The sequence below is a fragment of the Ornithinimicrobium cryptoxanthini genome (assembly GCF_023923205.1).
In the GTDB taxonomy this organism is placed as follows: domain Bacteria; phylum Actinomycetota; class Actinomycetes; order Actinomycetales; family Dermatophilaceae; genus Ornithinicoccus; species Ornithinicoccus cryptoxanthini.
Window position 1 is genome coordinate 2,518,681 of sequence record NZ_CP099490.1, and the last position, 25,579, is coordinate 2,544,259.

Below are 25,579 nucleotides of genomic sequence, written 5' to 3' on the forward strand. Positions count from 1 at the left end.
AGTGAACGCAAATGATCGCAACTGAACGCTTTAGGTGCTGGAGGGGCCACGAGATGAGACAGGACAAGAAGGACAACGGGTGGGTGGGCCGCGATACGGCCGGCGGGGCAGCGGTGCTCGGTGCGCTGGGCGCGGCTCTGCTGGGGTGGGTCTCCACGGCGTGCTGGCAACGGGTCGTGGGCGCCGTCGGACAGGACGCCTGGAGCGCCAGCATCGAGGTGGCGCAGGGTCTCGAGATCATCGTCCTCGCCGCTGCAGGCCTGGTGTCGGCGTGGTTGTCAGTGCTCCTCCTCGCCGGCTCCGCCGCTGCGCTGCCCGGTGCCCGACTTGCTCCACTGCGCTCGTTCACCACGCGTCTTGCGCCCCGCCTGGTGCCTCGGATCACCGCAGGACTTGTGACCACCGCGGTGGTGCTCACTCCGGCGGGTGTCGCTCACGCAGCACCGGAGACCGGCTGGGGCGCAACGCAGTCCGTGTCCGCGAGCGGCGGTCCAGGCACGAGGACAGCTCTGGTGACGCTTGCTGGAGCCGGGACACCCGGCACCGAGGCGCCTGGGACTAAGGCCACCGGGACAGACGCACCCGCGGCCGGCGCACCGGAGCCAGGGTGGCGTCCGACTGAACCGCCACGGACCGCACCCTCGTCCACCTCGATCGACCTGGTGAGCCGTGGCACGGCGGCACCGGACTCGATCGTGGTCCGCGCCGGCGACACGTTGTGGGACATCACCGCCCGCCACCTCGGGGCCGACGCCGACGCACCGACGATCGCCGCCGCGTGGCCACTGTGGTTCGAGGCCAACCGCGACGTGATCGGCGCGGACCCCGACCTCATCCTGCCGGGCACCCTGCTGGTGCCACCGCCTCACGACCTGTTGGCCGCCGCTGCAACCCCCCTCGAGCAGGTGGCACCGTGAGCGCGCAGCCGGTCCTGCAGGCCTTCCGTGGTCCTTCTGCGGCACCGTTTCGGCCGTCCCACCTGACCGTGCTGCCGATCCCGGACTGCGAGCCGACGCCGCTGCCCCAGGGTGAGCGCCCTGCTACGCCTGACCCGCGCTACATCCAGGGCTCGCTCGCCGTGGACTTCCGTCGGGAGGGTCACGACGTCCTCTTCGGCCCTCAGTCGACGAGTCGTCAGGTCCTGCCGGATCCAGAGCTCTGGGCCCGGCGGCTGATCACCGCGATCCTGGAGTCGATGGACGGACTGCGACCCGCCAACCAGCTCGGCAGGTGGGTCGCCCCCGACCTGCGCGACCAGATCGCGCAGAGCGGCGTCCTCGCCCGGCAGCGGCACCAACGTCCCGGCGGGCCGCTCCACGTGCGCGCGATCCGGGTCTGCGAGCCCGTCGACGGGGTGGCCGAGGTCGCTGCCGTCATCGGTTATCGTTCGCGGGTGCGCGCGCTGGCCCTGCGGATGAGCGGCGTGGACGGGCGCTGGTTGATCACCGCCCTCGAGATCGGCTGACCGCGGCGCCGGCCGGCTCAGTTGCCCTTGCGTGCCTTGCGTCGCTCCGCCCGATTGCCGGTGGCCGCGCTCTTGACCGGTGCCTTGGTCGTGGTGGCACCGTCCGCCGTCACCCGGCGCTGCTCCACAGAACCGTCCTCCGACGGAGCGCTGTAGGTCAGCGCGGCTGCGGGCGTCGGCTTGGCGTCCACCAGCCCGGCGAGCGCAGCCGGCACGGCCAGCCCTCCAGCCTGCTCTGCGTCTCCGGCAGCCTCACGCGGCTTGACCTCGAGACGGAACAAGGTGCGGACCGCGTCCTCCTTGACGGACTCCATCATCGCCTGGAACAGCTGGTAGCCCTCGCGCTGGTACTCCACGATCGGCTCACGCTGCGCCATCGACCGCAGGCCGATGCCCTCCTTGAGGTAGTCCATCTCGTAGAGGTGCTCACGCCACTTGCGATCCAGCACCTGCATCACGACGCGTCGTTCGACGTCGCGCATGACGTCCTCTCCGACGAGGGTCTCCTTCTCGTCATACGCGTGCTGGGCGTCGGAGGTCAGCTGCTCGGCGAGCAGCTCCGGGGTGGGGCCACCGACCGCGCCCATGGCCGCCTCCAGTTCCTCCACCGTCAGGCTCACCGGATAGACGGTGCGCAGCTCGGCCAGGACCTTGTCCATGTCCTGGCTCTCGCCATCCACCTCATCACCGCGCAGGGTCTGGGCATAGTCGCCGACGACGTCGTTGATGAAGTCGCGGATCTGGTCCTCGAGGTCCTCCCCCTCCAGGACCCGGCGACGCTCGTCATAGACCACCACACGCTGACGGTTCATGACGTCGTCATACTTCAGCACGTTCTTGCGGGTCTCGAAGTGCTGGGCCTCGACCTGCGCCTGGGCGCTCTGGATCGAGCGGCTGACCACCTTGGACTCGATCGGCACACTGTCGTCCATGCCGGTGGTCTGCATCACGCGGTCGACGATCGCGGCGTTGAACATCCGCATCAGGTCGTCCTCGAGCGAGAGATAGAACCGGCTCTCACCGGGGTCACCCTGACGGCCAGCACGACCACGCAGCTGGTTGTCGATGCGGCGAGACTCGTGGCGTTCGGTGCCCAGCACATAGAGACCGCCGAACCCCCGCACCGCCTCATACTCAGTCTGGACCGCCTCCTCGGCTGCCGTGATAGCACCGTCCCAGGCCTCTTCGTACTCCTCCGGGGTCTCTGCCGGGTCCAGGCCGCGGGCCTTGAGCTCGGCGACGGCCCGGAACTCGGGGTTGCCACCGAGCATGATGTCGGTGCCTCGACCGGCCATGTTCGTCGCGACGGTGACCGCACCCCGGCGGCCGGCCTCGGCCACGATGGAGGCCTCCCGCTCGTGGTGCTTGGCGTTGAGCACCTCGTGGGGGATGCCGCGGCGACGCAGCTGCTCGGAGAGGAGCTCAGACTTCTCCACCGACGTCGTGCCCACCAGGACCGGCTGACCCTTCTCGTGCCGCGCGGCGATGTCCTCGACCACGGCCTCGAACTTCGCCTGCTCGGTGCGATAGATCAGGTCCGACTGGTCCTCGCGGATCATCGGCTTGTTGGTGGGGATCGAGACGACGCCGACCTTGTAGATCTGGCTGAGCTCCGCGGCCTCGGTCTGGGCGGTGCCCGTCATGCCGGCGAGCTTGGCATACATGCGGAAGTAGTTCTGCAGCGTCACCGTGGCCAGGGTCTGGTTCTCGTTCTTGATCTCCACCCCCTCCTTGGCCTCGATCGCCTGGTGCATGCCCTCGTTGTAGCGGCGACCAGCAAGCATGCGACCCGTGTGCTCGTCGACGATCATGATCTGACCGTCGACGTTGACATAGTCCTTGTCGTTCTTGAAGAGCTCCTTGGCCTTGATGGCGTTGTTGAGGTAGCCGATCAGCGGGGTGTTGGCACTCTCATAGAGGTTGTCGATGCCGAGGTAGTCCTCGACCTTCTCGATCCCGGACTCCAGCACGCCGACAGTGCGCTTCTTCTCGTCGACCTCGTAGTCGCCCGAGCCGTCCGCACCCCTGCGCAGCCGCTGGGCCAGCTTGGCGAACTCGGTGTACCAGCGCGGCGAGCCGTCGGCGGGGCCGGAGATGATCAGCGGCGTGCGGGCCTCATCGATCAGGATGGAGTCGACCTCGTCGACGATGGCGAAGTGGTGGTCGCGCTGCACGAGGTCCTTGGTGGCCATCGCCATGTTGTCGCGCAGGTAGTCGAAGCCGAACTCGTTGTTGGTGCCGTAGGTGATGTCCTTGGCGTAGGCCTCGCGCCGCTGGTCGGGGGTCATCGAGGACAGGATCACTCCGACCTCGAGACCGAGGGCGCGGTGGATGCGCCCCATCAGCTCGGCCTGGTACTCCGCCAGGTAGTCGTTGACGGTCACGACGTGCACACCCTTGCCCGTGAGGGCGTTGAGGTATGACGGGAGGGTCGCCACGAGCGTCTTGCCCTCACCGGTCTTCATCTCGGCCACGTTGCCCTGGTGCAGCGCCGCCCCGCCCATGATCTGCACATCGAAGTGGCGCTTGCCGAGGGTGCGCACGGTGGCCTCGCGCACTGTCGCGAACGCCTCTGGAAGCAGCTGGTCCAGCGTCTCGCCATCCGCCAGCCGCGCCCGGAACTTGTCGGTCTCCTCGCGCAGCTCTGCGTCTGTCAGACCCTGGAAGTCATCCTCGAGCGCGTTCACCTGCTGCGCGATGACCTGCAGCCGGCGCAGGGTCTTGCCCTCGCCGGCACGCAGCAACTTCTCGAACAATTTGGCCACAGGGTCTCCTGACACATCGCGGTTGGTCTGCGTGAACCGCACGCCGACCTCAACCTTAGGCTAAACGCCGATCGGCCTACCCCGAAACCCACGCGCCGTCATGGTCCCGGACACGAGCGGGGTGCCGACGGCCACAGCCGTCGACACCCCGTCCATGATCGGATCGACTACTGCGCGAACAGCTCCTCGATCGCCGTGCGGACGGCGTCGGTGATGGTGACCGGTCCACCGAACAGCGTCACCCTCGCAGGGGCCCGGTCCACGAGCGTTGCCGCGGTCGCCTGCGGCAGAGTCTCCGTCCGCGTGAGCAGCAGCGGGCTGCTCTCATGACCAGCCCAGGCCGCGCCGGACAGGGCATCCGGGAAGACGACTCCCGAGGCCACGAACGCTGCGTCGGAGCTGCCGATGCGGCCGGCGATGAGGGCCGCCGTCTCATAGCGATCGTCACCCGCCACCCGGTCGACCGAGTCGGCATACGCGCCGAGCTCGGTCAGCGTGGTGTCGGGGATCCAGTCAGGGCCACCGAGCACGACGACCCGTGCCGGGTCGAGCGCCACGAGAGCGTCGACCGTCGCCTGAGGCAGCGCACCGGTGCCGGTCAGGAGGATGGGGTCATCCTCGATGCCCGCAAGCGGTCCGCCGGCCAGGGAGTCGGCGAACTCCTCACCGGCAGCCACATAGACGGTGTCCACCTCGGCCGCGGTGAAACGCTCCAGCGCCAGCTCCGAGGCTGTGCCATAGCGGTCATCACCGGCGATCCGGAGCACCGTGGCTCCTGTTGCGGCCTCGACCTCGACCAGGACCGCGTCGCTGATGGTGTCCGGGCCCCCGAGCACGAAGACGTGCTCCGGCTGGAGGGTGTCCAGGGCCGTCAGCGCGGACTGCGGCAGCGCACCGGGACGGGTCAGCAGCACCGGGGCGCCGTCACGGACGGCGGGCGCCGTGCCGGTCAGTGCGTCCGGGAACACCTCGCCGCTGGCCAGGTAGGCCACGCCCACGTCGCCGAACTGCTCGGCGATCGCAGCGGAGGTGGCATACCGGTTGTTCCCGAAGGTCCGGTCGATCACGACCGGCTCCGGAGCCGTGCCCGCCAGAGCCAGCCCGACCAGGATCGGGTCGTGGTCACTTGACCGGAAGGCATTCGGCTCGAACAGTGCATCCTGCTCGTCGGGCTTGAACGACGTGTCGTAGTCGAGGATGCTCGGCTCATCTGCGTTGATCTTCCACGCCTCGGCGGCCGTGACCTTGCCGGCCAGCGCCTCGTTGGCCAGGGCATAGTCGAGGTAGCCCAGCTGGCCGTCGAAGACGTAGGAGTACTCGTACTCCCCCTGGTGCTCCAGGAGCAGGTCGGAGTAGCCGTCGTCGAGGAAGACGTTGATCGGGTCCTCCTTGTCATAGGCGTTGAGGTCACCGATGACCAGGGTGTTCTCGGCACCGGTGCCGGTCGGGTCGCCGGCGAGCCAGTCGACCATCGCCTCCGCGGCGTCGGTACGCACCCCATTGCAGTTGGCTGCCCACGGGTCCTCCGGGTCATTCACGTCGTCGCAGGACGAGCCCTTGGACTTGAGGTGGTTGACGGCGACGGTCACCTGCTCACCGGTCGCGATCTCCTCAAACGTCTGCGCCAGCGTCGGACGGTTCTTGCTGTCCAGGAAGCGCGGGTCGTCGGCCGTGGTCAACGTTGCGAAGTCACCGACCGAAGAGACGTTCGCCGGCTTGTAGATGAACGCCGTCGTGATCTCATCGGTGCCGATCGTGCCGGTCGGGACGTAGTCGTAGGTGTCAGCGCCGACGACGTCGTTGAGCGCGTCGGTCAGGGTCTGCACTGCGACATCGTTGTTGTTCTCGATCTCGATGAGCCCCACCACGTCGGCGTCCAGCTCGGCCAGCGCGGCGACGATCTTGACCTCCTGGCGGTCGAACTCCTCCTGGTTGTCCGCGCCGCGACCGGCAAAGTCGGTGAAGTAGTTCAACACGTTGAACGAGGCCACAGTCATGGTGGCACCTGCTGTCGCGGGCGCCTCGACCGGGCGAGGGTTGACCGCCTCGAAGTCTGCGTCCTGAGTCGGCTGGATCCGGTAGAGGTTAAACGAGTAGTCCAGCACCCCACTGAGGTTCGTCAGGGTGTCGCCGCCGCGGAACGTGTACTCGAGGGTGAACTGGCCACCTGCGGGGTGCCGCAGGTAGGGCGGGTTCTGCGGGCTGAGGCCATCGTCGACCAGGATCTGGTGTGAGGCGTTGTAGTCACGCACGGCCACGGCTTCGGCCGAGTCAGGAGCCGCAACCGCAGTCGGCTGGAACTGACGGGCGGTGCTCAGCCCGGTGCCCACGGTCACCTCGCCATAACGTGCGTAGTTGAAGTACTCCAGGATCGACAGGGAATCCGGGAAGGTGACGAACATGCCTTCCACCGCCTCGTAGTCGGTGTCCGTCAGCGGGAAGGCCAACTCGGTCGCCTCGGGCAGGGTGACGTCACTCGCACAGAGCTGGTAGCTCGGCGAGGTCAGCTGGGTCTTGCCGTTGAACTCAGTGGCCGTGCCGGTCACGCGCACCTTGTCGCCAACCGCGACATCTTCGCCGCCGGGAGCGTAGACGAAGACCCCGTCGGAGGTCGTCGCGTCACCGTCACCGGCGTCCTGGACGAAGTAGCCGTCGAAGCCACCAGTCTGGAAGTCGCCAACGACGACGCCCTCGACCGTGACGATCTGGCCGCTCATCGGGGTGGCGTCACCGGATCCCTGGACAGCCCCGATCAGTGTGGCTTCGTCACCGCACTCGCCGCCGGGCGGCGGGGGCTCCTCCTCATAGACCTCGTTGGGGGCGCCGGGGGTGTTCCAGGCCTGACCCGCCGTCGGGATAACAGCATCGAACCCGGGGAAGCCTGCCTTGTTGAAGTCGTTGCGGACCCAGTCGGCCGCGGTGTCGGTGTCGGTCGCGTCCGGGATCCGCGAGGCGCCACCAGGAGCGAAGGCCTCGCCGTCGAACCCATCGTCCAGAGCGGTCTCGGAGTAGATCAGGTCGTCGACGTTGCCGTCCAGGATCGCCACCGAGTCGACCACGGTGAGTCCGATGTCCTCGTCGATCACACCGTCCCGGTCCGCGTCGATGACGGTCTGGCCGGTGTAACCCGTGGCCAGCAGCAGGGTGAGCGTGCCGTTCTGGACCCGGTTGGCGGGAAGGTCAACATGCCAGAAACCGTCGGCATCGGTGCTGCCCACCTGGTCAGCGCTGATGATCGAACCGCGGGAGCCGGAGCTTCCGTCGCCCTCCACCTGCAGGATCGACAGATCCGAGTAGTCGGTCTCCGGCTCGCCGTAGACCTCGTAGAACTCGAAGTCGATCTCAGGGCCCGCGGTGTCGATGGAGAACTCGTTGATGACCGGAGTCTGCGGCTCGGACGGCCCGCAGTCAGCGACGTGCGAGCCCAGCCCCGAGAAGGTGTCGATCGGGAACCCGCTCCACTCTGCGGCGGGGTCGAACTCGTCATTGGTGACCGTGTCGCCGGAGCAGATCGAGGGCAGCCGCCGGAGCGTTGCGTTGACCGTGATTGTGGGTGTGGTGCCCCAGGACGCGCCAGGGTCGAAGCCCACCTGACCGAAGGAGTCGATGGTCGTCCCTGGGTCTCCCTTGACCAGCACATAGGAGTCGTTCCCGTTGTGCGACAGGGAACCCGAGAGCTGGTTGATCACCATCTGTGGGATGCCAGCCTGCTGCGAGTTGGCAACAACGTAGACCCCGCCGGACTCGACGGTGCCCGTCAGAGCGATGGAAAAGCTAGGCGTGTCGCTGCCGTTCGAGTAGAGGCGCAGGACATAGCTCTCCGCGGCCAGGTCGACGGCGGCATCGGTGCCGTTGAAGATCTCGATCGCCTTATTGTTGCCAGATCCCTCGACGTATTCGCTGATGATCAGGTCGTCAAGGGCCATGGGGGCGAACTCGACAGTGGGTTGCGCGGGAGGGGCCTGTGGGGTGATCGCAGTGGCAGCACCAGGGGCAAGCGCCCCGGCGATGGCGACGGACGCCGTGGCGGCAAGCACCGCGCGAGTCCGTCGGGTGAGTCGTGACATGTTTTTTCCTTTAGCGGGTCCGACATGGAAACGGCCACCGATGACATGGCCTGGGCTCCGGACACTAGCCGCTAGCGGTGACACCTGGGAAGACCCTGGGACGTGTCGCCGATGAACGACCGGCGATCGTCAGGTGAAGTCGACCCGGTCCAGCCCGAGCCACCCCGCCAGCTGGCCGAGCTCCTCGCCCAGAGCCTCCCGAGCGCCGGCGGGAGCGTCGGGCTCCAGGTGCAGCCGCCGCACCAGCAGCCGGCCCGCCAGGCGATCCGCCTTGACGTCGACCCGCCCGACCAGGTGCTCGCCCCACAGGAACGGCAGCACGTAGTAACCGAAGACGCGCTGGGCCTCGGGCACATAGATCTCGATCCGGTAGCGGAAGGAGAAGATCCGCTCGGTGCGGGACCGCTCCCACACCAACGAGTCAAACGGGCTCAGCAGGGCACGCGCGGCAACTGCGCGCGGGCGGCGCGCGGCGGCGTCCAGGTAGGCAGGCTGGTCCCAGCCGCGCACCACGACCTGCTCCACCTCGCCGAGCCGCACCAGCTCGGCCAGGGCCGGCCCCGCCATCGACTGTCGAAGCCGGAAGTAGTCACGCAGGTCTGCGGCTGTCCCGATGCCGTGGGCACTCACTGCACGGCGCATCAGCGCAACACCGGACTCGGCCACGTCAGGGGCGTGCGGCTGCCCAGGTGCGCGAGCCAGCACTTCGGGCGGCAGCACGAACGCGGGGTCGCAGTAGCGCCGCTCGAACTGGCTGTTGCGTCCAGAGCTGACGATCTCACCCGCCCAGAAGAGGTGCTCCAGACAGTGCTTGACCAACGACCAGTTCCATCCCCACTGGTCGCGGTTGCGCACGTCACCCGGCTCCACGAGCGCGTCCACCTGCCGTGCCGTCAACGGCCCCTGGTCACGGACCACCCCGCGCACCCGCTCCAGCACGCCGGGATGGTCCCGAGCGACCTGGTGACTCCATGAGTCGTCGGCAGCCCCCGCCATCCGAAAACCGAGGAACGGCCACGTCTCGGGCGGGATCAGGCTGGCGACGTGGGCCCAGGACTCGACGAGCCGGCGCGGTGCCCTCGACCGCGGACCTGTGCCGTCCCGCGCACGATCGAGCAGTGCCGTGTCATAGGCGCCGAGCCGGGAGTAGAACGGGAGGTAGTGGCTGCGCGCCACGACGTTGACGCTGTCGATCTGCACGACCTGGACGCGGTCGATGACGCGTTGCACGTGGCGCATCGTGGCGTTCGTGGGACGCGGATCGGCAAACCCCTGCGCAGCCAACGCGATGCGTCGCGCCTGGGCGTTCGTCAGCTCCGCTTGCATAGTCGCAACCTAGACGAGGGCCCCGACAGTCGTCGAGGCCCTCGTCGTGCTCGGGTAGTGATGGTGTCCGGTCGGTGGTGCTCAGCGCGTCAGGTTCAGCGCGTCAGGGCTGACTCACCCTGCGGCAACCTGCTCTGCCGCGGGCTGATCCGCGCCGGCCGGCTCCAGGCGCAGCACGCCGTAGGACCAGCCGCGACGACGGTAGACCACGGCAGGCTGGTCACTCTCCTCGTCGTGGAAGAGATAGAAGTCGTGACCCACCAGCTCCATCTCGTTGAGCGCCTGTCCCACGCTCATCGGCTCCGAGGAGTGGACCTTCTCCCGCAGCTCGATCGGGGAGTTGCCCTCGGTGCCCAGTGCCTGGGCGACTGCTTCCTCGGCGTCGTGTGGCGCACCGTTGGCCTCCTCCTCGGAGGGCAGTTCGGTGGGAAGTGGATCGGTCGGGAGTCCAAAGGTGGCCTCGGCGACCGAGGCCTTGCGGTGCTTGCCCGTGTGACTGATGCGACGGCGGTCGTTGGACCGGCGCAGGCGCTCCAGGAGGCGGTTCAGCGCGAGGTCGAGAGCGGCGTACTCGTCATCGGCCGCGGCCTCCGCGCGGACCACGGTCCGCCTGATGTAGCAGGTGATCTCCACCCGCTCGCTCTCCTTGGTCTGGCGTGGGTTCGCCTCGTGCGTGAGCACCACGTCCGTGCGCGTCACCCGCGGCGCGAGCTGCGGGATCTTGTCGAGCTTGTCCTCCAGGTGACGGCGGAAGCGGTCGGAGACCTGCTTCTTGCGGCCGGTCACGGTGATTTCCATAGGATCCTCCTCGAGCTGCAAAACAGTGCTGAACCTTGGGCTGACTCTGCCCTCTAGCCGTTCGGCACCACCTCCTGCTGGCGGTTCCCAGAGCCCCCGTCATGCCTGTCGCGGCCACCGCAGAGGGTGGCCGACGGGCGCTGGGGGCTTCCCATAGACAGACACTAACCCGGTTCCTGGGGGAAAGACAGTTGTGGAGGTCGTGTCCTTCGGGCCAGCCCTGACCCCCCTGAGAACGGTGCTGGTGGGTGCACCGCAACGGCTCGCGGGGGCGCGTCGCAGCGGCATCACTGCGACGTGGTCGTGCCCGGTTCAACGGCTCGACCGGAGGGCTGCTGGATGGCGACGGGTTGCTGCCACCGTCACCGCGACGACCTCCGCAGCACCTCCCGAGCGGAGCACCCGCGCGGCCTCGGCGAGGGTGGCGCCGGTCGTGACGACATCGTCGACCACCACGCATCTGGCTCCCACCACGAGTGACGACACCGCAGGTCGCAGAGCCATCGCACCGCGCAGGTTGCTCGCCCGGCCTAGGCTGTCGAGCCCGGCCTGGTCAGCCACGGCGCGACGCAGGCGCAGGGCATCAACCACCCGCGGCCGCTCGCTGGCCGGCAACGGGTCCAGGCACCGGCGGGTCAGGAGGTGCAGGGGTCGGTCACCGCGCCGGCGCACGTTGGACCGCCCGGACGGGGCCGGCACCACGACCGGAGCGGCAGCGTGGGAGCCAACCAGGCCTGCGCCCCCGTCACCGGCGGCCGGAGCCAGCAGCGCGGCCAGCAGGGCCTCGGTCAGCGGTGGCGCCAGCACGCGCACCAGGTCCCGACGCCCGTTGTCCTTCCAGTTCACCAGGGCTGCCCGGACCGGTCCGTCATAGGCAAGCAGCGTCCACACCGGTGGCATGCCCACCGGCGCTGGGGTGGGTGACCACGGCGTCGGTCCGGGAGCGGCCGCCAAAGCGGCTGCGCACCGGCGGCACCAGGGCACTCCCGGTTCGTCACACCCACCGCACCGGACCGGAAGCACCAGGTCACCCAACGCCGAGACCGCAGCACGCGCGGTGGTGGTCAGTGTCGGCATACGTCCGACTCTGGTGGGCAGTCCTCGGCGGTGTCCATGGCCCTGCCCCCGCTGTGGAGGCACACGTCGCACGCCACCACCCTGTGGACCGCGCCGTCAGGTGCCGGGGATGATCACGTCGTCACCGTTGCGCGCGATGCCCCAGTCGGTGCGGTCCTGGGTGTAGACGCGACCCTGCTCACTGAGCACGATCAGGGCGTTGTCCTCGTCGGAGGGCACCGCACGGACGCTGGTGGCCTCCGAGACGGTCCGCAGCGGCTCAAGCCAACCGCCGATGTGCACGATGAACGGCCGGTCTGCGGTGTCCGAGGCCTGCCTGCCGAGGACAAACAGCTCCGTCTGCGACGACCAGGTGGCCGAGCTCACGTGGGTGAGCGTGGGCGCCAACCAGTAGGGCTCGGTCAGCGATGTGGCGCGGCCGTCCTTGTCCCGCACGATACCGGTGAGGCCTATCTGAGCCTCGTCAGAGTCCATGTCCTGCAGCACGATCAGGGCACGCTGGTCATCGGCGGCGACCCGGAACTCGGTGACCCGCTGGTCCTCGTCCAGCCACGGCGCCTCGAGCGGACGAGCGATCGCCTGCCCCAGCGACTCGCTGCGGGCGATGACCCAGACGCGGGGACCGGTCGCCGACCGGCCAGCGACCCACAGTCCACCCGACCGGTCAAACGACGGCGCACTCAGGCCGGTGCCGATCCCCTCCATCTCGACGTCGTTGCCATCGCGCCAGCGCCACACCTGGTCACCGGTGACCGAGACGCCGGCGAACTCCCGCACCTCGGCGTCGGTCGCCAGGTCCTGCCACCGGATCGGCACGCGGGGCAGCTCCTCGGCATCCACCGAAAGGTCATCCTGCAGCTGGTAGTGCAGTCCCATCACCGGGGTGAGCTCGACGTCGGTGCGCAGCAACGCAAATGGCACCTCCCAGCGTGCCCGCGCGAGTCCGGTCGTGGACACGTCGGTCAGAGGGTTGGGCACACCCTCCACCTCGAGCGGCCGGCCGTTGCTGCGCACCAGGACGCTCGAGACGCCGGTCGAGACGCCACCCGGAGCCTGGGTGAGCGTGCTGGTGAACTGCGCCATGATCTCTCGCTGCTGGCCACCGGAGGTGCCCAGCGACAGTCCGCGCAGGTCCACGGTCGCCATCCCCGTCGCCGGGTCGACCGGCACCGCGCTGGCCACGAGGTTCATGTTCTCCGAGATTCCGGTCGTCGCAGCGCCGGCGAGGTAGTCGGGCACCGGCCCGATCTGGGCGGTGGCCAGACCGGTCGCCAGCCCGTCGCTGCGCGGGAACCACCGGGTGTCCGGGATGAGCAGGTTGGTCTCGGGGGTCACGTAGTAGACAGCAGCCGAGCGGAACTGCCGCTCGAAACTGATCTCCGAGAGCCACACCCCGAAGCCGTCGGGGAAGTCGTCGATGCGCCACTCGCCGTCCACCTGCTGCATGGTGAAGTTGTGCAGGCGGGTGGTCCCCCGGGGCACCTCGACCAGGTAGCCGTCCTGGTCCACGGTCCCCCGCACAGTCACCTCGGCCTCCACCGAGCCGTCCGCGAGGCTCGTGAGCCGCGGCTCGTCCTGATAGATCAGCACCTGGCTGGTGGGGCGCCACTGCCGTGCCAGCCCGCCGGTCAGGAAGGCCCTGGCCACCTCGTGGTCATCGGTGAAGCTGGAGTTGGCCCGCACGAAGCTCGCCACGATCTGCTCCGGGTCCGCACCCTCCTCCGGACCGACGGGCAGGGCCTGCACCTCCTGCACGGGGGCGCCCTGGACCGGCAGGCCACGCTCCACCGTCTGGCTGGTCGGCAGGCCGCCGCAGGCCGTCAGCACCACCAGCAGGGGGAGTATGACGGCAAGCAGGCGGGCGCGTCGCGAACGGTGTGTCATGGGGTCCTCTCCGGCCGTGCGCCGACGGCCACCTCGGGCATGCGGGTGTCCTGCGCGGGGTCGAACGGCACCGGACCCGGCTGGGTCGTCAGCGGGGTGTCCTGGCGACGCGGCAGGGTCAGCCGGAAGACGGCCCCCTCCCCGGGTCGACCGGCGACCTGGAGGTGGCCGCCGTGCAGGTGGGCGTCCTCCAGCGAGATCGCGAGTCCGAGGCCGGTGCCGCCCGTCGTGCGGTTGCGCGCCGGGTCGCCGCGCCAGAACCGGTCGAAGACCATGTCGGCCTGGTCCCGGGTCAGGCCGACACCGTGGTCGCGGACGGTCACGGCGACGGCCTCCTCCCGCTCGGCGAGACAGATCTGGATCGGCTTGCCCTCACCGTGGTCGAGCGCGTTGGCCACCACGTTGCGCATGATGCGACTGACCCGGCGCTGGTCCACCTCCACCAGCACGGGCCGGTCCGGCAGGGCCAGCTTCACCTCCGAGCCCATGTGCCTGGACAGCTCGGTGAGCGAGCCGACCACCTGACGGATCACGCCCCGGAGGTCGATCTCGTCGATCTCCAGGTCGGCGGCACCGGAGTCGTAGCGGCTGATCTCCAGCAGCTCGGTCAGCAGCTCCTCGAAGCGGTCCAGCTCCTCATAGAGCAGCTCCGCGGCCCGGCCGACCGGCGCGGTGAAGTCATCCCGGGAGGCGTGCAACACCTCGCCGGCCATCCGGATGGTGGTCAGCGGCGTGCGCAGCTCGTGGGACACGTCCGAGACGAAGCGTTGCTGGAGGATCGAGAGGGTCTCTAGCTGGCGGATCTGGCTCTGGATGCTGTCGGCCATGGTGTTGAACGACATCGCCAGCTGGTCCAGCTCGTCGGAGCCGCGCACCGAGAGGCGCTCACCCAGGTGGCCGCGGGCCATCTGCTGGCTGACCCGCGCCGCCTGGCCCACGGGTCGGGCGACCATGCTCGTCGCGACCCAGGCGACCGCACCGGTCAGGCCGAGCAGCGCCAGCCCACCGACCGCGAACCACTGCCGGATCAGGTCGATGGTGCCCTGCTCGCGGATCATCGGATAGATCAGATAGAGGTTGTGCGGCCCGGCGCGCGAGATGTCCACGCGCGCTCCGACAACCACCGAGGCGACGGCCGTCCCCGCAGCGCCCAGCACGACGTCGGTCACCATTACCTGCTGGTTGCTGGGGTCGTCCTCCAGCGCCTCCGCGAGCGCGACCGGGATGTCGTCCAGGTCCACCCCGTCCGAGCCCAGGGTGGTGATGCGCGCGTCGTGGTCGTTGCCCAGGCTGCGGGTCAGCAGAGTGGGTCGCAGCGACTGGTCGGCCGGGGCGATCTCACCCATGATCCCGTCGGCGAGGGCGTTGAGGCTCGTGTCGTCGCTGCGGTTGGCGGCATCAAACAGCTCCTGGGCGCTGCGCACCTCCTGCGCCGCGTCGTTGGTCGCCGCCGTGACGGCCTGACGGACCAGCCCCTCGGCCACCTGGGCAAACAGGATCGAGCCGATGATCGCGGTGACGATGGAGCCCAGGAGCATCGTGGTGACGATCACCCGCACCCGCAGGGAGGAGCGCCACCAGCGGCGCACTCCCCTGGCGCCCAGTGCGGGGACGCTCATGGCCTCAGCCTGGTCCTGCCTTGTAGCCCACGCCGCGGACGGTCAGCACGATCTGCGGGTTCTCAGGGTCTTTCTCGATCTTGGCGCGCAGGCGCTGCACGTGGACGTTGACCAACCGGGTGTCACCGGCGTGGCGGTAGCCCCAGACCTTCTCCAGCAGGGACTCGCGGTCGAAGACGTGGTTGGGCCGGGAGGCGAGCGCGACGAGCAGGTCGAACTCCAGCGGGGTCAGCGGGAGCTCCACGCCCTCGCGCTTGACCGTGTGCCCGGCGACGTCGATGAGCAGGTCACCGACCGCGAGCTGGGAGGGCTCGCGCCGGTCGCTGCGCCGCAGCCGCGCCCGGATCCGCGCCAGCAGCTCCTGGGGCTTGAACGGCTTGACCACATAGTCGTCGGCCCCCGCCTCGAGGCCGGCGACCACATCGTGGGTGTCGGTGCGGGCGGTGAGCATCACGATCGGGACGCCGGACTCCGCCCTCAGGTGGCGGCATACCTCCACGCCGCTGAGGGTCGGGAGCATGACGTCGAGCAGGACCAGGTCCGGACGGAACTCACGGAACAGGGCCACGGCCCGTCCGCCATCCGCGCAGTGGGCCACTTCCAGGCCCTCCTTACGCAGCACGATGCCGAGCATCTCGGCCAGTGCCTGGTCATCATCGACTACCAGTACGCGTGCGTTCACGGCTCCACCTCAGTAGCGGTAGTGCTCCGGCTTGTAGGGCCCGGAGACGTCCAGGCCGAGATACTCAGCCTGCTTCTTGGACAGTTCGGTCAGGTTCGCACCCAGCGCACCGAGGTGCAGCCGGGCCACCTCCTCGTCCAGCTGCTTGGGCAGCACGTGGACGCCGACGGGGTAGTCGTCAGGGCGGGTGAACAGCTCGATCTGGGCCAGCACCTGGTTGGCGAACGAGTTGGACATCACGAAGCTCGGGTGACCGGTGGCGTTGCCCAGGTTGAGCAGCCGGCCCTCCGACAGCACGATGATCGAGCGCTCGTCGCGGGCAGCCGTCTCACCGTCGGCCTCCTGTGCCGGCAGCGTCCACTCGTGCACCTGGGCCTTGATCTCGGTCCTGCGCACCCCGGGCACCCGCGCCAGACCGGTCAGGTCGATCTCGTTGTCGAAGTGACCGATGTTGCCGACGATCGCCTTGTCCTTCATGGCGAGCATGTGCTCGGGGGTGATCACGTCGCAGCAACCCGTGGTGGTGACGAAGAAGTCGCCGATCCCGAGGACGTCCTCGAGCTGGGCGACCTGGAAGCCCTCCATCGCGGCCTGCAGCGCGCAGATGGGGTCGATCTCGGTGACGATCACGCGGGCGCCCTGCCCGGCCAGCGCCTCGGCGCAGCCCTTGCCGACATCGCCGTAGCCGCAGACGACCGCGACCTTGCCGCCGATCAGGGTGTCGGTGGCCCGGTTGATGCCGTCGATCAGGCTGTGCCGGGTGCCGTACTTGTTGTCGAACTTGGACTTGGTGACCGAGTCGTTGACGTTGATCGCGGGGAAGTGCAGGTCGCCGGTCTCGTGCAGCTGATAGAGCCGGTGCACACCGGTCGTGGTCTCCTCGGTGACACCCCGGATGCCGTCGGCGATGGTGGTCCACCGGGTCGGCTGGGACTCGAGCGTCTCGCGCACCGTGTCGAGGATGACGGAGTACTCCTCGCTGTCCTCCGCCGTCGCGGTCGGGACGGCCCCGGCCTGCTCCCACTGACGTCCCTTCAGGACCAGCAGGGTGGCGTCACCACCGTCGTCGAGGATCATGTTGGGACCCTCGTCGCCGGGCCAGTCCAGGATCTGGGTCGTGCACCACCAGTACTCCGGCAGCGTCTCGCCCTTCCACGCAAAGACCGGCACTCCCTGCGGGTCCTCCGGGGTCCCCTCGGGGCCGACCACGACGGCCGCGGCCGCCTCGTCCTGGGTGGAGAAGATGTTGCACGAGGCCCAGCGCACCCGGGCGCCGAGGGCGACGAGGGTCTCGATCAGGACCGCGGTCTGGACCGTCATGTGCAGCGACCCGGCGATCCGGGCGCCAGCCAGCGGCTGCGTCGAGGAGTAGCGCTCGCGCAGCGTCATCAGCCCGGGCATCTCGTGCTCGGCGAGCCGAATCTGGTGCCTCCCCGCGGTCGCGAGGGACAGGTCCTTGACCTTGTGGTCAAACGTCATCGTCTGGTGCTCCGTCGGTTGCGTGTCCGCGGCGCAGTCTGCCGCGTGCCTGGTCAGGGGGCCGGTCACGTCCGGACCCGACGCCCATCCTACGTTCTCCGGCGCTCCAGGCCGTCTTCTGCGCGCGCCGCGCGCCCATCCCGCTGCCCCACCGACCTGGGGCCGGTGAGCGCGAGGACCCCTCAGAGACCGAGCAGGGCGTTCTCCACCACCTCGGCCAGCGCGGGGTGGATCCAGAACTGGTCACGCGCCACGTCCTCGGCAGTCTGCCCGAAAGACATCGCGTGGATCACCGTCTGGATGAGTGTCGAGGCGTGCGGGCCCATGAAGTGGGCGCCCAGGATCAGACCGGTCGAGGCGTCACCGATCAGCTTGACGACCCCGGTCGTGTCCTCCATCGCCCAGCCGTAGGCCGTGTCGCCATAGCGCTGCAGCTTGACCGTGATGTCGTGCCCGGCCTCGCGCGCGGCCTCCTCGGTCAGGCCGACCATGGCCACCTGCGGGTGGCTGAAGACGGCCGCGGGCACGTTGGTGTGCGCGAACGAGCGCAGGTCGTCGGGGTGCACGAGGTTGTGCGCCACCACGCGCGCCTCATGGTTGGCCAGGTGCTTGAGCTGCACCGGCGCCGACACATCACCCAGTGCCCACACGCCGCCGGCAGTCGTCCGGCCGTGCTCATCGACCTGGACACGCCCGTCGGGTCGCACCTGCACACCGGCAACCTCCAGCCCCATGCCGTCGCTGTTGGGTGCGCGGCCCGTCGCGATGAGCAGGACGTCAACCTCGAGCGGCGAGCCCTCGCTCAGCTCGAGCCGCACCCCGGTGCCGGACCGGCTCGCGCCGACGACCTGGGTGTTCAGCCGCAGGTCCCACTGCTGTTGAGCCTGCTGGGTGAACAGGGTGCCGACCTCGGCGTCCAGCCGGTGCAGCAGCCGGTCGCCGCGCTGCACCTGGGTGACCTGCACGCCCAGCGCCGAGAAGACATGGGCGAACTCGGCACCGATGACGCCACCTCCGATGATCGCCATGGACCGCGGCAGGTCGGGCAGGCGCATGACCGTGTCGGAGGTCTCGTAGGGCACCCCCGAGGACTCGATGACCTCCGGGATCGTGGCGCGGCTGCCGGTGGCGATGACGACCTGATCACCGGTGATCCGGTGCTTCTGCCCCACCGCGTGCGCGCCGCCCGGCCTGGTGATCTCGACCTCGACCTCGCGCTCACCGACAAAGGTGGCCTGGCCCAGGTAGGCCGTGGTGTGGGGACCGCTCACGCGGTAGTCCCGGCCGCTGTCGGAGATCGGGTCGATCCGGCCGAAGACGCGGTCGCGGATGTCCGGCCAGCGCACCCCGTCGAGGGTGGCGTCCACACCGAAACGGGCGGCATCCCGGATGGTCGTCGCGACCTCGGCCGCGTAGACGAACATCTTGGTGGGGATGCACCCCACATTCAGGCAGGTCCCGCCAAAGATGCCGCGCTCGATGACGGCCACCTTCTTGTCTGCGAAGTCCTCGGTCACCAGGGAGTTGCCCGAGCCGGTGCCGATGATGATGAGGTCGTAGTCAGCCACCCCCACAGACTACGGTCGCAGCGCCGCCCCGCCGCGGCGTGGTCCGGACCACCCCAGAGTCAGGCGAGGTGGGCTCGGACAGCCTGCAGCCCCGTGGCGACCTCGGTGAAGCTGGTCGACAGCGGTGCCAGGCCGAGTCGCAGCCCGTCCGGGGCGCGGAAGTCCGGGATGACCCCCTGCTCCCACAGCCGGGCGTTGACGTCCGCGAAGTCGTGCCTGCGGATGGTCAGGTGCCCGCCGCGTCGTGCGTGGTCGCGGGGCGAGGCGATGCTCACGCCGAGCTCGGCCGGCCAGGACTCGACGATCTGCCAGGCGAGGTCGGTCAACGCCAGAGACTTGGTGCGCACCGCCTCGATCCCGGCCTCGGCCAGCTGCGCCACGGAGAGCCGCAACGGGACCATGCCCACCACTGGTGGGGTTCCGCTGACGAGCGAGCGGACCCCCGGGGCGGGCTCGTAGCCCGGCCCCATCAGGAACGGGTCACGCCGGCCCATCCAGCCCTGGATCGGTTGGCGCACCGTGGCGTGGTGGCGCTGCGCGAGATAGGCGAAGGCCGGCGATCCCGGTCCTCCGTTGAGGTATTTGTAGGTGCAGCCGACAGCCGCGTCGACGTCCCACGCGTCCAGCTCGATCGGCACCGAGCCGGCGGAGTGACACAGGTCCCACAGCACCAGGCCACCGGCCGCGTGCACCCGCCGGGTGATGGTCGCAGCGTCCGCGAGGAAGCCCGAGCGGTAGGCCACGTGGCTGAGCAGCACGACGGCGGTGCGCTCACCGAGGACGGCGTCCACCTGGTCGACCGTGACGCCCGATGCCGGGTCGGCCTCGATCCAGACCAGCTCCATCCCCCGCTCGGCGACCACCCCCTCGGCCACATACCGGTCGGTCGGGAAGTTGTCGGTGTCGACGACGATCTGGGTCCGGTCGGGGGCTGCGGTCACCTGCGCGTCGGCGAGGGCACGGAGCACCTTGTAGAGCAGGACCGTGGTCGAGTCGGCGACCACGGTCTGGCCCGGTGCCGCCCCCAGTGCCGCGTCCGCGACCAGGTCACCGGTCTCCTCGGGCCAGCGCATCCACGCCTCGTCCCAGCCGCGGATCAGGCGGGTGCCCCAGTCCTGCTGGACAAAGCGAGCCAGCTCGTGGGCCGTGCCGCGCACCGGGCGCCCCAGGGAGTTGCCGTCAAAGTAGGCCACCACGCCTTCGGCCGGCTCGAACCGATCGACGAAACCAGCCAACGGGTCGGCCGCGTCCAGGTCGGCAGCCACCGCCATCCAGTCAGTCCCGGACCCCTCAGTCATGGTGATAACCCTCCGGTTCGACGTCCTGGATCCGGGACCGGACGGCATACAGCTCGGGGAAGAAGGTGAGGTCCAGGGCCCGCCGCAGGAAGGGCACGCCCGAGGAGCCACCGGTGCCCCGCTTGGAGCCGATGATCCGCTCGACGGTCTTCAGGTGCCGGAACCGCCAGAACTGGAAGTTGTCCTCGAGGTCCACCAGCTCCTCGCACAGCTCATAGACGCCCCAGTGCTGCTGCGGGGCGGCATAGACCGTCCCCAGCAGCTCGACCAGCCCCTCGTTCTCCTGATGCGGCAGGGACCAGTCCCGGTCGAGCAGTTCGGCGGGCACCGGATAACCCTGCCGGGACAACCACGCCAGCACCTCGTCATACAGGCTAGGCTCGTGCAGCAGGGTGGACAGCTCGGCCCGCACCGCGGGGTCGTGCTCAAAGACCCGCAGCATCTCGGCGTTCTTGTTGCCGAGCAGGAACTCCACCGAGCGGTACTGCCAGGACTGGAAGCCCGAGCCGGTCGCCAGGAACGAGCGGAACTGCGCATACTCACTCGGGGTCAGCGTGGCCAGGACCGTCCACTGCTCGGTCAGGATCGTCTGGATGTGCTTGACCCGAGCCAGACGCTTCAACGCCGGCTTCGGCTGGTCCTCCCGGATCAGGTCCCGGGCCGAGCGCAGTTCGTGCATCATCAGCTTCAGCCACAGCTCGCTGGTCTGGTGCTGGATGATGAACAGCATCTCGTCGTGCCGTGGCGGCACCGACCGAGGATGCTGCGCCGACAGGACCCTGGCGAGGTCGAGGTACTCCCCATAGGACAGGTTGCGGGTGAAGTCCCGCTCGATCCCCTCCTCGAGCGCCCGCTCGGTGGGATGCCGGGGCACCGGCTCGTCGGAGGCCGCCGCGGTGCGACCGTCCTGGTCGGGGGTGGACTGAGCGGGAACGGCCTCGTCGGACACGCGAACCTCCTTGTGGGCGTATGCCACCCACGGTAACCCGGCGCCCTGCGCAGCGGCCACGACCTGCGCGACCAGCTCAGCGTCCTCGACCGGGCCTGAGTCGCCCTGGGGCCCCCACCGCGCCACGGTGAGCCCACGGCATACTCAGGGCTGTGCCGATCGACACCGAACCCCTGCCCGCGGGACCGGCGAACGACGCGGAGGTGGCCCAGTGGGTCGCCGGGCTCGGGCTTCCCGGCCTCGCCGACATCCACGTGCACTTCCTGCCCGACCGGGTCCTGGCCAAGGTGTGGGACTACTTCGACGCCCACGGGTGGTCGGCGGGCGGGGACTGGCCGATCCACTACCGGTGGCCCGAGGAGGAGCGGCTGACAAGGGTGCGCGCACTGGGGCTGCGGGGCATTCCGTCGCTGACCTATGCGCACAAGCCCGGCATGTCGGCCTGGTTGAACCAGTGGTGTGCCGACTTCGCCCGGCGCGTGCCGGACGCCGTGCACTCCGGCACCTTCTTCGCCGAGCCCGAGGCTGCCTCCTACGTCCCGCAGCTGATCGAGGACGGTGTGCGGTTGTTCAAGGTCCACGTGACGGTGGGCGGGTTCGACCCGAGCGACGCGTTGCTCGACCCGGCCTGGTCGGCGGTGCAGGATGCCGGCACCCCCGTGGTCCTGCACGCCGGCTCCGGACCGCACCCTGGGGTGCACACCGGGCCGGAGCCGGTCGCGGCCCTGCTGCGGCGCTTCCCCCGTCTCGTGCTGGTCATCGCCCACCTCGGGATGCCGGAGCACCACGAGTTCGCGGACCTGGCGCAGAAGTATGCCGGGGTGCACCTGGACACCACGATGGCCGGCACGGACTATGTCGAGTCGCGCGCCCCGATGCCGGCCGACTACCTGCCCCGCCTCGCCGACCTGCAGGACAAGGTCGTGCTCGGCGCTGACTTCCCCAACATCCCCTATCCCTATGCACACCAGATCGAGGCGCTGGCCCGGTGGGACCTGGGCGACGACTGGTTGCGGGACGTGCTGTGGCGCAACGGGGCCCGGCTGATGGGCTTGGTTGCACCGAGCGACTAGCGGGTGCGGTCGTTGAGGTCCGCCACGTGTGGTGACACCGACGGGTCAAGCCCGAGGCCCAGGGCCAGGTAGGTCGCGGTGAAGTCCACCGTCGTCACCAGCTCGGCCAGCCTGGTCAGCGGTGCCCCGGGCTGGGCGGTCACGTCCATGACGCGCACTCCCGCCTCGCGCGCCGTGGTGAGCACGGCGTCGGTGAGCGCCTCCACCTGCGCAGACTCGCGGGTCGGGGGCTCTGCCGGCGCATCGCGCAGGGTGAGCAGCCCCAGCTCGGGCAGGGACGGCCCGTCCAGGAACGGGTCGGCAAAGATGTCGCGCCCCGACTGACGCGGACGCTCCGCCAGGTCACCCTCGGGCTCGGCGAAGTGGTGCGGCTCCCACCCGCTGGTGTCAATGTCTCCCAGGCGGATCCGGCCGGCGTCATAGGTGCCGGGCCGCCGACCGCCCAGGCTGGTGTAGGGCCCGTCGAAGCACGCGACGATCTGGCTGGCGGCATCGGGCAGCTCGCCCCACGGCGCCGGGACGCGCGCCGTGCGGGCCAGCATCGAGGCGGCCCGAGCTGCGGCGACTCCGGCGAGCGGTGAGTCACCCAGCACCATGGGCATCGTCTCGGCCAGCTGCAGGGCCAGCACCTTGGCGGGGTTGACGAAGGACTCGGAGGTGGGCCGGTAGGCCTCTGCTGCCTCGTCCAACCGCTGCGCCACCTCGGCCATTGCCTCAGCTGGCGTGTCGATGATGCCGATCTGGTCCGCACCCAGCAGCACCGGCACGAGCAGGCTCCACAACGAGGTCCGCGAACTGGTCCGGGAGCGGCCCACGCCGATGTGCACCCCCCGTGCGCGTCGGCATACCTCCGCCAGGGGTGAGTCGTCAGCCCCGACAGTCAGCAGGGAGGCGCCCCGTCGGGCTGCCTCGGCGGCGATGGCCAACGGGCCGGGAGCCCGGCCGGACAGCGAGACGGCCACGACGAGGTCGAGCGGCCCGACCCAGCCGGGCAGCGGCAGGTTGCGGCGCGCCTGGACCGGCACCGGCGAGCCGGGCTCGGCCAGCAGCTCCAGGACGTCGGCGACCAGCGCCGATCCCCCGAGCGCGGCCACCAGCACCGAGCGGGGGCGGTCGAGCCGGGCCAGCCGGTCGACGCCTGCCTCCTGCGCCAGGGTCACCGACTCGCGCACCTGCGCCCCGGCGGTGGCCAGGGCGTGCAAGGTCTGGCGGCTGTCCTTGCGGTGCAGCTCGTCCGGGTCGTCGAGGAGCGCCTCGTCAATGTGCGGTGCCATGGTGGATCCCCTCAGCGCGTGACGGTCGTGGCGTCGCTCTCGAGCAGGACGGGGATGCCGTCCGTGATGGGGAACTGCCGGCGCTGCCCGGCGCCGCCGCAGTCCTCGGCGCACTCCAGCACCGGCTCGCCGGCCTCGTTGGTGGCGTCGACCAGCTCGTGCCGCCCGACCGGGCAGCGCAGGATCTCTCGCACCCAGGGCTCGATCGCATCAGTCATGCACGCACCATCCTCAGCACCTCGTCACGGATCTGGATCATGGTGGCCTCGTCGGAGGCCTCCACGTTGAGCCGCAGGAGCGGCTCGGTGTTGCTGGGTCGCAGCGAGAGCCACCAGAACGGCATGCCCGCCCCGGTGCTCAGCGTCAGCCCGTCGAGCAGGTCGACACTAGCGCCCTGCTGCTCACCCCAGGCGCGCACCCGTGCCGTGGCGGCAGCGACGTCGGCGACCGGCGAGTTGACCTCACCCGAGGCGGCATAGCGTTCATAGGGCGCCACCAGCCCGGACAGCGAGCCTTCGTGGCCACCCAGGGCGGCCAGCACGTGCATCGCCGCGAGCATGCCAGTATCAGCGAACCAGAAGTCGCGGAAGTAGTAGTGCGCCGAGTGCTCGCCGCCGAAGACAGCGTCGTGCTCGGCCATCAGCGTCTTGATGTAGGAGTGGCCGACCCTGGTGCGCACCGCGCGGGCACCGAGCTCGGTGATCGTCTCTGGTACGGCGCGGGAGCAGATCACGTTGTGCACGATCACCACGTCCGATGGGTCGGCGCCGGCGGCCACCTCCCTGGCCACCTCACGCGTGGCGACCAGGGCAGTGATCGCGCTGGGCGTCACCGGCAGACCTCGCTCGTCTACGACGAAGCAGCGGTCGGCGTCACCGTCGAAGGCGAGACCGAGGTCGGCCCCGTGCGCCAACACCGCCGCCTGCACATCGCGCAGGTTCTCTGGCTCCAGTGGGTTCGCCTCGTGGTTGGGGAAGGTCCCGTCCAGCTCGAAATAGAGCGGGATGACCTCCAGCGGCAGCTCAGAACGCTGCAGCACGGCCGGGACCGTGTGCCCCGCCATGCCGTTGCCCGCGTCGACGACGACCTTCAGCGGCCGGCCACCGGTCAGATCGACCAGTGAGTGCAGGAAGTCGGCGTAGTCGACCAGCAGGTCGGCCTCCTCGATGCTCCCAGAGCGCGGGCTGTGGGGCAGATCGTGCTGCTCCCCGCGGTCCAGCAGCCACTGGGCCAGGTCGCGCACCTCAGCCAGCCCGGTGCCGAGACCGACCGGGCGGGCGCCGGCCCGGCAGAGCTTGATGCCGTTGTAGGCGGCCGGGTTGTGGCTCGCGGTGAACATCGCGCCCGGCACGTCACGAGCCCCACTGGCGAAATAGAGACCGTCGGTCGAGCAGAGCCCGATCATGGTGATGTCGACGCCGTGGGCGGCGGCGCCTGCGGCGAAGGCGCGGGACAGCTCGGGTGAGGAGTCGCGCATGTCGTGGCCGATCACCATGGAGCGGTGCCCCTCGGGCAGGACGACGACCTGGGCGAAGGCCGAGCCGAGCGCGGACGCCACGACAGCGTTGAGCTGCTGCGGCACCAGTCCGCGCACGTCATAGGCCTTGATAAAGTCCTGGAGGCGCGCTGAGATCACGAGGGAAGCCTAACTGTCCGGCAGTCGGAGGACGTCTCGCGGCAGTCCGCTGCAGCCGCTGGTCAGCGCGCGGCCTGCGCCAGGTGGGTGGTCGCGATCAGCTGTCCCGGAGCAGTCGCAGGTGGCCCCTGCGGCCGATCTCGGTGACCGACGACTCTGCCGGACGCAGAGGTGGCTCCCCGTACCCCTGGCGGACTGCCTTGTGCTCGCGCACGGCCTCGGCCAGCGCCACGAGGTCGTCCGGTGCCTCCTCGCCCATCGTCAGGCGGACGACGTCCCAGCCCCTGGGTGCGGTGAGCCGGTTGGCGTGGACGTCGCACAGGTCGTAGGAGTGCGGCTCGGCATAGGTGGCCAGCGGCCCCAGCACAGCTGTCTGCTCGGCATAGACATAGGTCAGCGTGGCGAAGGCGGGCTTGCCGCACGCGGTCTTGGAACACTGACGAGAGAGGGCCACGACTCAAGACTGTATGCCGTCGCGCAAGCTCGTGAGGTCCACCACGCCGAGAGGGTGCCGGGTCGGTGCCACCACTTTCGGTGGAAGCGACCGACCGCCTCCGCGCGTCGGGGTGATCGACAACCTCCCGGGTCGGTGGCGCCCGACCGCACGGGTGGCAGACTG

19 protein-coding genes are annotated in these 25,579 nt (G+C 69.6%); 3 read left to right on the forward strand and 16 right to left on the reverse strand.

Annotated features, from left to right (window positions below):
• Positions 1 to 53 precede the first annotated feature (53 nt).
• Positions 54 to 917 (forward strand): LysM peptidoglycan-binding domain-containing protein, encoded by an 864-nt coding sequence (locus NF557_RS11665; RefSeq protein ID WP_252619545.1) that lies wholly within the window; start codon positions 54 to 56, stop codon positions 915 to 917.
• Positions 914 to 1,465, forward strand: coding sequence for an Rv3235 family protein (locus NF557_RS11670; protein WP_252619546.1), 552 nt, complete (start codon positions 914 to 916; stop codon positions 1,463 to 1,465). Before NF557_RS11665 ends, NF557_RS11670 begins: the two co-directional genes overlap by 4 nt.
• Positions 1,466 to 1,482: 17 nt before the next feature.
• Here NF557_RS11670 and secA read toward each other — a convergent pair whose 3' ends face one another.
• The 12 genes from secA to kynA all read right to left on the reverse strand — a co-directional run bounded on the left by secA (position 1,483) and on the right by kynA (position 20,902).
• Positions 1,483 to 4,230: a preprotein translocase subunit SecA gene (gene secA / locus NF557_RS11675; protein ID WP_252619548.1), complete on the reverse strand. Its 2,748-nt coding sequence runs from the start codon at positions 4,228 to 4,230 to the stop codon at positions 1,483 to 1,485.
• A gap of 167 nt (positions 4,231 to 4,397) precedes the next feature.
• The gene (locus NF557_RS11680; protein WP_252619550.1) at positions 4,398 to 8,297 is read right to left on the reverse strand and encodes an ExeM/NucH family extracellular endonuclease; all 3,900 of its coding nucleotides are present in this window, start codon (positions 8,295 to 8,297) and stop codon (positions 4,398 to 4,400) included.
• A gap of 129 nt (positions 8,298 to 8,426) precedes the next feature.
• Complete coding sequence (locus tag NF557_RS11685; RefSeq protein ID WP_252619552.1) at positions 8,427 to 9,623, reverse strand: winged helix-turn-helix domain-containing protein; 1,197 nt, start codon at positions 9,621 to 9,623, stop codon at positions 8,427 to 8,429.
• 114 nt (positions 9,624 to 9,737) lie between these two features.
• Entirely contained in the window at positions 9,738 to 10,421 is a 684-nt protein-coding gene (gene hpf, locus NF557_RS11690) for a ribosome hibernation-promoting factor, HPF/YfiA family (RefSeq protein ID WP_252619554.1), read from the reverse strand.
• A 312-nt stretch (positions 10,422 to 10,733) separates the two neighbouring features.
• Positions 10,734 to 11,498, reverse strand: a complete 765-nt coding sequence (locus NF557_RS11695; RefSeq protein WP_252619556.1) for a ComF family protein — start codon at positions 11,496 to 11,498, stop codon at positions 10,734 to 10,736.
• Positions 11,499 to 11,594: 96 nt separating this feature from the next.
• Positions 11,595 to 13,382, reverse strand: a complete 1,788-nt coding sequence (locus NF557_RS11700; protein ID WP_252619558.1) for an LpqB family beta-propeller domain-containing protein — start codon at positions 13,380 to 13,382, stop codon at positions 11,595 to 11,597.
• Entirely contained in the window at positions 13,379 to 15,001 is a 1,623-nt protein-coding gene (gene mtrB / locus NF557_RS11705; protein WP_252619560.1) for an MtrAB system histidine kinase MtrB, read from the reverse strand. Before mtrB ends, NF557_RS11700 begins: the two co-directional genes overlap by 4 nt.
• Positions 15,002 to 15,005: 4 nt before the next feature.
• The gene (gene mtrA / locus NF557_RS11710) at positions 15,006 to 15,683 is read right to left on the reverse strand and encodes an MtrAB system response regulator MtrA (protein WP_256841301.1); all 678 of its coding nucleotides are present in this window, start codon (positions 15,681 to 15,683) and stop codon (positions 15,006 to 15,008) included.
• 9 nt (positions 15,684 to 15,692) lie between these two features.
• A complete protein-coding gene (gene ahcY, locus NF557_RS11715) occupies positions 15,693 to 17,162 on the reverse strand; it encodes an adenosylhomocysteinase (RefSeq protein ID WP_252619562.1) in 1,470 nt (489 codons plus the stop codon).
• A 182-nt stretch (positions 17,163 to 17,344) separates the two neighbouring features.
• Positions 17,345 to 18,730 carry a mycothione reductase gene (locus tag NF557_RS11720; RefSeq protein ID WP_252619563.1) on the reverse strand — a complete coding sequence of 462 codons (1,386 nt, stop codon included), beginning with the start codon at positions 18,728 to 18,730 and terminating at the stop codon, positions 17,345 to 17,347.
• Positions 18,731 to 18,789: 59 nt separating this feature from the next.
• Positions 18,790 to 20,028, reverse strand: a complete 1,239-nt coding sequence (locus NF557_RS11725; protein ID WP_252619564.1) for a kynureninase — start codon at positions 20,026 to 20,028, stop codon at positions 18,790 to 18,792.
• Positions 20,021 to 20,902, reverse strand: a complete 882-nt coding sequence (gene kynA / locus NF557_RS11730; protein WP_252624139.1) for a tryptophan 2,3-dioxygenase — start codon at positions 20,900 to 20,902, stop codon at positions 20,021 to 20,023. Before kynA ends, NF557_RS11725 begins: the two co-directional genes overlap by 8 nt.
• A gap of 227 nt (positions 20,903 to 21,129) precedes the next feature.
• On the opposite strand from kynA, the gene NF557_RS11735 reads away from it, so the two are divergent.
• Positions 21,130 to 22,050: an amidohydrolase family protein gene (locus NF557_RS11735; RefSeq protein ID WP_252619565.1), complete on the forward strand. Its 921-nt coding sequence runs from the start codon at positions 21,130 to 21,132 to the stop codon at positions 22,048 to 22,050.
• Here NF557_RS11735 and NF557_RS11740 read toward each other — a convergent pair.
• The 4 genes from NF557_RS11740 to NF557_RS11755 form a co-directional block, all read right to left on the reverse strand.
• Positions 22,047 to 23,324, reverse strand: a complete 1,278-nt coding sequence (locus NF557_RS11740) for an SIS domain-containing protein (protein WP_252619566.1) — start codon at positions 23,322 to 23,324, stop codon at positions 22,047 to 22,049. The genes NF557_RS11735 and NF557_RS11740 overlap by 4 nt on opposite strands.
• 11 nt (positions 23,325 to 23,335) lie before the next feature.
• The gene (locus tag NF557_RS11745) at positions 23,336 to 23,542 is read right to left on the reverse strand and encodes a Trm112 family protein (protein WP_252619567.1); all 207 of its coding nucleotides are present in this window, start codon (positions 23,540 to 23,542) and stop codon (positions 23,336 to 23,338) included.
• Entirely contained in the window at positions 23,539 to 24,960 is a 1,422-nt protein-coding gene (locus NF557_RS11750) for a phosphomannomutase/phosphoglucomutase (RefSeq protein ID WP_252619568.1), read from the reverse strand. The genes NF557_RS11745 and NF557_RS11750 overlap by 4 nt, the downstream gene beginning before the upstream one ends.
• Positions 24,961 to 25,057: 97 nt before the next feature.
• Entirely contained in the window at positions 25,058 to 25,414 is a 357-nt protein-coding gene (locus NF557_RS11755) for a DUF3499 domain-containing protein (protein WP_252619569.1), read from the reverse strand.
• Between the last annotated feature and the right edge of the window lie 165 nt (positions 25,415 to 25,579).